Source organism: Mesorhizobium sp. CA16, assembly GCF_020165175.1.
GTDB lineage: Bacteria > Pseudomonadota > Alphaproteobacteria > Rhizobiales > Rhizobiaceae > Mesorhizobium.
Window position 1 is genome coordinate 1 of sequence record NZ_JAIUHP010000040.1, and the last position, 7,034, is coordinate 7,034.

A 7,034-nucleotide genomic window follows, 5' to 3' on the forward strand; every position below is an offset into this window, starting at 1 on the left:
GATTCATTCGGTCTCCTTCCCACTTCAACCATACACCAGAACCAACACACAGGATTCCAGGGTCTGCGCGCGTCGCTCCGCTCCTTGCTTCGCCCTAGAATGACGAGTTCGGAGGGCTCCGAATGGCCTCAGAAGCGTTCACGCCCTTGGATGCGCCTTCTCGTAGATGTCGAGCAGCCTCGCGGTGTCGACGCCGGTATAGATCTGCGTGGTCGACAGGCTGGCGTGGCCGAGCAGCTCCTGGATGGTGCGCAGGTCGCCGCCGCGGCCGAGCAGATGGGTGGCGAAGGAGTGGCGCAGGGCATGCGGCGTCGCGGTGTCGGGCAGGTTCAGCGCCGAGCGCAGCTTCGCCATCTCGCGCTGGACGATGGCCGGGTTGAGCGGGCCGCCGCGGGCGCCGCGGAACAAAAGGCCGTCAGGACCGATATGGAAAGGGCAGAGCCTGCGGTATTCGGCAACCGCCTTGCGGGCCACCGGCAGCACCGGCACCAGCCGCGTCTTGCCGCCCTTGCCGGTGACGCGCAGCACACTGTCGGCTTCCGTTGCGAGGTCGGCGCCGGTCAGGCCCAGCGCCTCGGAGATGCGCAGGCCGGAGCCGTAGAGCAGCGTCAGCACGGCGGCGTTGCGTGCGGCGATCCACGGCTCTTCCGCCAGTTGGCCCTCCATCGCCACGACCTGTTTCGCGTCGCTTGCCGTCAGCGGCTTGGGCAGCGATTTCGGCTGGCGCGGCGCGCGCAGGGCTGCGGCGCCTGCCGCGTTGATCATCCCGCGTTTTTCGAGAAAGCGCAGCAGCGAGCGGATGCCGGCAAGGCCGCGCCCCAGCGTGCGGGCGCCGGCGCCTTCATTGCGCCGCGCAGCGAGGAAGCCGCGCAGATCGGCCGGCCGCAGGTCGGCAATGTCGGAGATACCCGGTGCGCCGCCGCAATGGCCGGTCAAGAAGTGCAGGAACTGGCGGGTGTCGCGCTCATAGGCCTCGACCGTCTCCGGCGACAGGCGGCGCTCATGCGCCAGCGCTTTCAGCCAGGTCTCGCGCGCCGCCTGGAGGTCGGGTTTTGCCGGGATGAGGAATTCCTGCATGGGCTTTTTCCGTTTTTGGCAGTTTCGGACGTGCGGGTTAGGAAGCGGTGAAGAGGCCGTCATTGAAATGACGGCTTGAGGGGATTAGAGCAGGGCAAAGGAAGCGCCGCCGATGCCGAAGCTCGAAAACCCCGTACAGATGGCCGTGATCGGTGCCGCGCACGGCATCAAGGGCGAATTGCGGGTGAAAACTTTCACCGGAGACCCGCTGGCGCTGGCCGATTACGGCCCGCTTTATGCCAGGGACGGCCGCGCCTTCCAGATCACCGATATCAGGCCGGCCGGGACTGTGGTGGTCGTGCGCTTCAAGGGCGTCGGTGACCGCAACGCCGCCGAGGCTTTGGCCGGCACCGAGCTTTTCGTCGACCGCTCGGTGCTGCCCGACGACGGCGAGGAGGACGAGTTCTATCACGCCGATCTTATCGGCCTCGATGTCAGGGATGATACGGGCGTCATCGGTAGGGTCGTCGCCGTGCATAATTTCGGCGGCGGCGACATACTCGACGTCACGCTTGCCGGTCGCAAGGGCGTGCTGATACCGTTCACGCAGGCCGCGGTGCCGCATGTCTCGATCGCGGAAGGATTCGTTGAGGTCAACCCTCAGGCGGCGGGGCTGGTCGAAGACGAAGAAGGCGACGAAGCGCCCAGGGATGCCGGATTCGACCCGAAGGGTCGGCCGCGCGGACCGAAGGATGCTGGGGGCAACCGTTGAGCTTTGCCGCCTCGGTGCTGACACTATATCCGGAGATGTTTCCGGGCGCACTCGGCCTGTCGCTGGCCGGCCGCGCGCTGGAAGTCGGAACTTGGTCGCTCGAAGCGATCCAGATCCGCGATTTCGCCACCGACAGGCACCGCACCGTCGACGACACGCCGGCCGGCGGCGGCGCTGGCATGGTGATGCGCGCCGATGTACTGGCGAAGGCGATCGACCATGCCTCGCCGCCGGGCGATAAGCGTCCAAGGCTGCTGATGAGCCCGCGCGGCAAACCGCTGACGCAGGCGCGCGTGCGCGAGCTCGCCGCCGGCCCGGGCGCGGTCATCCTGTGCGGCCGCTTCGAAGGCGTCGACCAGCGGCTGATCGAGGCGCGGGGACTGGAGGAGGTCTCGGTCGGCGATTTCATCCTGTCGGGCGGCGAGCCGGCAGCACTTGTGCTGCTCGATGCCGTGGTGCGGCTGCTGCCGGGCGTCATGGGCAATGCCGTCTCGGGCGAGGAAGAAAGTTTCGAGAACGGGCTGCTCGAGCATCCGCATTACACGCGGCCGCAGGAATTCGAAGGCAGGCCGATACCCGACGTGCTGATTTCCGGCAACCACAAGAAGATTGCAGAATGGCGTCGCGCGGAGGCCGAGAAGCTGACGCGGGAACGGCGGCCTGACTTGCTGCGCGCTCAGCCCTTGGTGAAATAATAAAAGGCCAGGAACAGGCCAACGGCGACGACGAAGCCGCGCACGACGCCCTGCGGCACGCGCTTGGCGATCCAGACGCCGGCATAGCCGCCGAGCGCGCCGCCCGGGATCATGACGATCGCCTGCGGCCAGGCGACGACGCCGCCCGAAACGAAGACCAGGATGGCGATGGCTGCGATCACCACGGCCAGCATGTTCTTCAGCGCGTTGAGCCGGTGGTAGTCGCCGGCCTGCGTCAGGCCGAGCGTCGCCAGCATCATCACGCCCATGCCGGCGCCGAAAAAGCCGCCATAGACGGAGGTCGCGAACTGGGCGAGCGATCCGGCGAATGAGCCGACCTTGGCTTCGGCCCCAGGCTTGGGCGCCGGTTTCAGCCACGGCCCGGCGGCGAACAGCGCGGTGGCGGCGATCAGCAGCCAGGGCACCAGCGCGCGGAAGGACGGGTTGGAGAGCGCAAGCAGGATCAGCGAGCCGGCCAGCGCGCCGAGGGCGGAGATGACGCAGAGCAGCAGCGCCTGGCGCCAGAAATGCCTGATGTCGTCGAGATAGGCGAGCGTCGAGGTGATATAGCCGGGAAATTGCGTCACCGAGGAGGTGGCATTGGCGACGATCGGCGGCAGGCCGACCAGCGTCATGGCGCCGAAGGTGACGAAGGTGCCGCCGCCGGCGACGGCATTGACCGCGCCGGAGACAAAGCCTGAGAGAAAGAGCAAGGCGGCATCGAAAAAAGTCATTTTCCCCGCTTAGGAAGCTTGCAAGCCGCGCGCAACCCGGCACGGCCGCAGTAAACGTGGGGCCATGGGCGCAAAATGTGCCTCAAAGCCCTTGTTTTGATGCATGTCGTCGTCCCGGAACCGCGCATACTTCCGGGCGACATGCATTAGGGGCGTGACAAAGCGGCAAAATGGCTGTATGTGCCCGCCCGAACCGGAAGAACAATCTTTCGGACCCGTCAACAAGTGCGGTGTAGCCGTCCCTGCCCGGTGTTTCGACAAAGGGCATAGCCGAGCGGTCATTGGAACTGCAAGGCGAGCTGAGGACGCTCTGACTGTCGGAAGAACAAGAAGTGGATATTTGAGATGGATCTCATCCGTCAGCTCGAGGCCGAACAGGCCGCCAAGATCGAAGCCAAGCGCAAGCTGCCCGAATTCCAGCCGGGCGACACCGTGCGCGTCCAGGTACGCGTCACCGAAGGCACCCGCACCCGCGTCCAGGCCTATGAGGGCGTCGTCATCGCCCGTGCCGGCTCGGGCTTCCAGGAGAATTTCACGGTACGCAAGATTTCCTACGGCGAAGGCGTGGAGCGCGTTTTCCCGGTCTACTCGCCGATGGTCGAGGGCGTCGAGATCGTGCGCCGCGGTAAGGTTCGCCGCGCCAAGCTCTATTACCTGCGCGACCGTCGCGGCAAGTCGGCCCGCATTTCGGAAAACACCGGCGTACGCGCCCGCAAGCTGAACGATGAAGAGCGCGACGCGCTGAACGCCGAGCGCGCCCGCATCGAGGCCGAAAAGGTCGCCGCCGCCCAGGCGCTGGCCGCCGAGACGGCCGCCAAGGAAGCCGCCGAGAAGAAGGCTGCCGCCGAGGCCGCTTCGGCCGAATAAGGTTTTGCGAGACAGGTTTCGGAAAGGCGGCTTCGGCCGCCTTTTTTCGTTGTGCAGCTGTCGCAAGCGTGCGGAATTTGATCGAAGCCTTCGCGTTTCGAAACCATCCTTGAAGAGCACTGGATTGCGCATTCACGCGCCGCGGCAGTGCGGAGCGGCTTGCAAGGCGCATGCGGCAAGCTAAAGTCGGCGCCGGATTTTCTCTTGGCGCGTGAACATCGCGCAGCCAATCATCTTCGGGGAGTTTGTCATGACCAAGTCGAAACTGCTGCTGGCCGCCATGGTGGCCTGGCTTCTCGCGCCTGTCGCGGCGCTCGCCGACAATTTGCCGGACCTCGGCGGCAGGAAGGTCGTGGTGGTGACGGAAAACGCCTATCCGCCGCTGCAGTTCATCGACAAAAAGACCGGCAAGCAGATCGGCTGGGAATATGACGCGATGGACGAGATCGCCAAGCGGCTGAACTTCAAGGTCGAGTACCAGAACACCTCCTGGGACGCGATGATCCAGGCGGTTTCCGACAACCAGTACAACATCGGCATGACCGGCATCACCATCAAGGACGACCGCAAGGAGAAGGTCGACTTCTCCGATCCCTATATGCGCTCGGAGCAGTTCATGCTGGTGCGCGGCGACGAAAGCCGCTTCACCGACGCCAAGAGCTTCGGTGCCTTCAAGGACGGGCTGATCGGCGCCCAGCCCGGCACCACGCCCTTCTACACCGCCGTCTACAGCGTGCTCGACGGCAATGAGCAGAACCCGCGCATAAAGCTGTTCGAGACGTTCGGCGCGACCGTGCAGGCGCTGAAATCGGGCGACGTCGATGTTGTGCTCACTGACGGCACCGCCGGCCAGGGCTATGTCGATGCCTCCGAAGGCAAGCTCAAGCTGATTGGCGGACCGCTCGGCACCGAGGATTTTGGGTTCATCTTCCCGAAGGGCTCGGACCTGGTGAAGCCGGTCAATGCCGCCATCGCTTCGCTGAAGGCCGACGGCACGTTCGACAAGCTCAACAAGAAGTGGTTCCTCGATTACAAGATGGGGCAGTAGGCGCTGTTGTTGGGAATAGTGCGTGTACAAAAAATCACGCTGACATTGCGCCCAGGCACCCCCCTCTGTCCTGCCGGACATCTCCCCCGCAAGGGGGGAGATCGACTATCTCGCAGACCTTCGCTAATCGCCAGCGCTGAAGAAAAATCGCCGTGGCGGAAGCTGCCAATCTCCCCCCTTGCGGGGGAGATGCCCGGCAGGGCAGAGGGGGGTGTGCCGGAACGCGACCTTCGCAACTATCTTGCCGGCAACACCTGATGCCGACACCCACATCCAAACCCGAATTCCCCTGGTGGCTGGCGGCCGCCCTCGTTCTGGCACTGGCCGCCGCTGTCGCCATCGCCTCCAGCGACCTCTATGCGCAAGTCTTCGCCACCGTCACCAAGGGCATCGGCATCACCATCTTCGTCACTGCGGTCGCTTTCGCTTTAGCCTCCGCCTTCGGGCTTGGCATCGCGCTGATGGCGCTATCCGGATCGCAGTGGCTGCGCCAGACCGCGCGCTTCTATGTCGAGATCATCCGCGGCGTGCCGATCCTGGTGCTTTTGTTCTGGATCGCCTTTGCCGGCGCGCCGGCCTTCGTCGCCGCCTGGAATGCGCTGACCGCGCCGCTGCGGGGCGCCGGCCTGATCGGCGAGCTGCTGGTGCGCGACGTCTCGCTGCTCTGGCGCGCCATCATGGCTTTGACCATCGGCTACTCGGCCTTCATCTCGGAAGTGTTCCGCGCCGGCATCCAGTCGGTCGAGAAGGGCCAGATCGAGGCGGCCAAGGCGCTCGGGCTCAGCCGAGTCCAGCGCTTCCGGCTGATCGTCTTCCCGCAGGCGATCCGCACCATCCTGCCGCCGCTCGGCAACGACTTCGTCGCCATGGTCAAGGATTCCTCGCTGGTCTCGGTGCTCGGCGTCGCCGACATCACCCAGATGGGCAAGGTCTATGCCGCGGGCTCCTTCCGCTTCTTCGAGACCTATTCGATCGTCGCCTATATCTACCTGATCCTCACCGTCGGCCTGTCGCTGGCACTGCGGGCGCTGGAACAGCGGCTGCGCCGCCAGCATCAGGAATAGCCGGAAGCAAAGTCCGCGCTCCCTCATTGTTTTTGACGCAATTCCGGACGGAAAACCGGTTCCCACTTTTCCTGGAATTGCTCTAGCTTGGGTCATGTGCATCCGGCGGAGGAGACGCCCATGAATTTCGACAAAGCCAATGCGGCGCTGGATTCCGTCTATTCGGCCGATTCGCCGGAAGGGCTCGCAAAGGCCTATGCCGACTGGGCGGCGACTTACGACAGCGAGACCGCCTCGCTGGGCTACCTTCTGCCTTTCCTCATCGCCGCCTGGGTGGCGCGGCACGTGCCGGCGGGCGAAGGTCCGCTGCTCGACGCCGGCTGCGGCACGGGCCTGTCGGGGCCGTCGCTGAAGGCTTTGGGCTATGGCGACATCGCCGGGCTCGACCTCTCCGACGACATGCTGAAGATCGCCGGCAGCCGTCAGGCCAATGGCAGGCCGGCCTATAGCGAGCTGAAGAAGGCGATGCTCGGCGGCCCGCTGCCCTGGCCCGACCGGCATTTCCGCGCCTTCTTCTCGACCGGCGTCTTCACCATCGGCCACGCGCCGGCTTCGGGATTGCATGAACTGGTGCGCATCACCAAAAGCGGCGGCCACGCCATCTTCACCGTGCGCGACCAGGTTTTCGAGAGCGGAGGCTTCCAGGCAGTGTTCGACGAGTTGGCAGAGGCGGGGAAATGGCGGCTGGTCGAGGAGAGCCCGTGGTTCCGCTGCTATGCCATCGGCGATCCGGACGCGCTGGTGAAGACGTTTGTGTTCGAGGTGGTGTGAGTAAGCTTGGCGCGAGTTCCTCGCCCCCGCGAAAAGCGGGGGAGAGGTGGCCCCGCGAAGCCGGGA

The 7,034-nt window shown here is 65.1% G+C and carries 8 protein-coding genes; 6 read left to right on the top strand and 2 right to left on the bottom strand.

Annotated elements, in window-relative coordinates:
* Positions 1 to 138: 138 nt before the first annotated feature.
* Complete coding sequence (locus LB525_RS28420; RefSeq protein WP_224549872.1) at positions 139 to 1,077, bottom strand: tyrosine recombinase XerC; 939 nt, start codon at positions 1,075 to 1,077, stop codon at positions 139 to 141.
* Positions 1,078 to 1,189: 112 nt separating this feature from the next.
* Between LB525_RS28420 and rimM the strand changes: the two genes are divergently transcribed.
* Positions 1,190 to 1,789, top strand: a complete 600-nt coding sequence (gene rimM / locus LB525_RS28425; RefSeq protein WP_224549874.1) for a ribosome maturation factor RimM — start codon at positions 1,190 to 1,192, stop codon at positions 1,787 to 1,789.
* Positions 1,786 to 2,484 carry a tRNA (guanosine(37)-N1)-methyltransferase TrmD gene (gene trmD, locus LB525_RS28430; RefSeq protein ID WP_224549877.1) on the top strand — a complete coding sequence of 233 codons (699 nt, stop codon included), beginning with the start codon at positions 1,786 to 1,788 and terminating at the stop codon, positions 2,482 to 2,484. The genes rimM and trmD overlap by 4 nt, the downstream gene beginning before the upstream one ends.
* Here the strand turns inward: trmD and LB525_RS28435 are convergent.
* Positions 2,466 to 3,218 (bottom strand): sulfite exporter TauE/SafE family protein, encoded by a 753-nt coding sequence (locus LB525_RS28435; protein WP_140547008.1) that lies wholly within the window; start codon positions 3,216 to 3,218, stop codon positions 2,466 to 2,468. The two genes, trmD and LB525_RS28435, sit on opposite strands and share 19 nt — an antisense overlap.
* Before the next feature lie 345 nt (positions 3,219 to 3,563).
* On the opposite strand from LB525_RS28435, the gene rplS reads away from it, so the two are divergent.
* From rplS to LB525_RS28455, 4 genes are all read left to right on the top strand, one after another.
* Positions 3,564 to 4,085 (top strand): 50S ribosomal protein L19, encoded by a 522-nt coding sequence (rplS, locus tag LB525_RS28440; protein WP_095769549.1) that lies wholly within the window; start codon positions 3,564 to 3,566, stop codon positions 4,083 to 4,085.
* 250 nt (positions 4,086 to 4,335) lie between these two features.
* A complete protein-coding gene (locus LB525_RS28445; RefSeq protein ID WP_224549879.1) occupies positions 4,336 to 5,133 on the top strand; it encodes a basic amino acid ABC transporter substrate-binding protein in 798 nt (265 codons plus the stop codon).
* 257 nt (positions 5,134 to 5,390) lie between these two features.
* Positions 5,391 to 6,197, top strand: coding sequence for an amino acid ABC transporter permease (locus LB525_RS28450; RefSeq protein ID WP_224549889.1), 807 nt, complete (start codon positions 5,391 to 5,393; stop codon positions 6,195 to 6,197).
* 120 nt (positions 6,198 to 6,317) lie between these two features.
* Entirely contained in the window at positions 6,318 to 6,968 is a 651-nt protein-coding gene (locus tag LB525_RS28455; protein ID WP_224532138.1) for a class I SAM-dependent DNA methyltransferase, read from the top strand.
* Positions 6,969 to 7,034 lie beyond the last annotated feature (66 nt).

What these genes read in the sequence shown, in the direction of transcription:
- LB525_RS28420 (WP_224549872.1), bottom strand. Translation starts at nt 1,077, where the DNA reads ATGCAGGAATTCCTCATCCCGGCAAAACCCGACCTCCAGGCGGCGCGC.
- rimM (WP_224549874.1), top strand. Translation starts at nt 1,190, where the DNA reads ATGCCGAAGCTCGAAAACCCCGTACAGATGGCCGTGATCGGTGCCGCG.
- LB525_RS28435 (WP_140547008.1), bottom strand. Translation starts at nt 3,218, where the DNA reads ATGACTTTTTTCGATGCCGCCTTGCTCTTTCTCTCAGGCTTTGTCTCC.
- rplS (WP_095769549.1), top strand. Translation starts at nt 3,564, where the DNA reads ATGGATCTCATCCGTCAGCTCGAGGCCGAACAGGCCGCCAAGATCGAA.
- LB525_RS28445 (WP_224549879.1), top strand. Translation starts at nt 4,336, where the DNA reads ATGACCAAGTCGAAACTGCTGCTGGCCGCCATGGTGGCCTGGCTTCTC.
- LB525_RS28450 (WP_224549889.1), top strand. Translation starts at nt 5,391, where the DNA reads ATGCCGACACCCACATCCAAACCCGAATTCCCCTGGTGGCTGGCGGCC.
- LB525_RS28455 (WP_224532138.1), top strand. Translation starts at nt 6,318, where the DNA reads ATGAATTTCGACAAAGCCAATGCGGCGCTGGATTCCGTCTATTCGGCC.